Raw genomic sequence first — 808 nt, 5'->3', positions numbered from 1 at the left:
AAACTTCGTTGAGACATAATCAATCCTCTCCCCTTGTTGGTGTTTAATGATAGTCCATAAAAAAATAAATGACCTCTAATCGAAGCCATTTATTTAGAGTATTTTAAACACCTGTTTTTTTAACAAAATTACTTAGCTTTGTTATGTAGTTTAAATGACTCTTCATTGTCATCCCATTTTACATTTACCTTTATAACTTCATCTTTACCTACCATTGCTCCATTTACTGAACTTCCACTAGTTTTAAATACTTTTTCACTAGGTGGATCAGGGTAGGCCTCTCTTTTATTTCCGCTACTAATGGTTGTTTCATAAGAATATTCAAGGTTTTTCATCGAAGATAACTCTTCCAAAGATCCCTTGAATTTTAATGTAAGTACATAGTTATCTTTGCTAGAATGAGTTGTTTGCTTGCCATTTTCCCCCCATATTTCGGTTGCTTTATAAGAATATACAGCCTCCCAATTTTCGCTTTCTCCTATAAATTGATAATTATGTTCAGTCGTTTCCGATTTAGTATCTTTTTTAGTCGTTTCGGCATTATTTGCTTCTTTAGAGGTTTCCGCATTATAATCTTTGTTCGATGCGTTCGTACCACAAGCTGTTAAAACCATTATTATAAATAACATAGTGAATATTTTCTTCAACTAAGCTCCTCCTAAATTATAAAATTGAATTATTTATTAATTTTACCATTTAAAGGGTTTTTAATACAAATTCCTAATCACTCACATACCAAAGCTAAATAACAAGCCGGCAGGCGGCTCATTGTTTAGCTTCATAATTGTTAATGTTGATAGCGTAATCA

General features: G+C 31.8%; 1 protein-coding gene. It reads right to left on the bottom strand.

Going from position 1 to position 808, the window contains the following annotated elements:
* Positions 1–128 precede the first annotated feature (128 nt).
* Positions 129–647, bottom strand: coding sequence for a hypothetical protein (locus N9I19_RS24985; RefSeq protein WP_317779370.1), 519 nt, complete (start codon positions 645–647; stop codon positions 129–131).
* Positions 648–808: the final 161 nt, after the last annotated feature.

This window comes from Peribacillus sp. CSMR9 (genome assembly GCF_033141925.1).
In the GTDB taxonomy this organism is placed as follows: Bacteria; Bacillota; Bacilli; order Bacillales; family DSM-1321; genus Peribacillus; species Peribacillus simplex_A.
The sequence above is the reverse complement of the archived record's forward strand: the minus strand, read 5'-3'. Positions and strand labels throughout refer to the sequence as shown.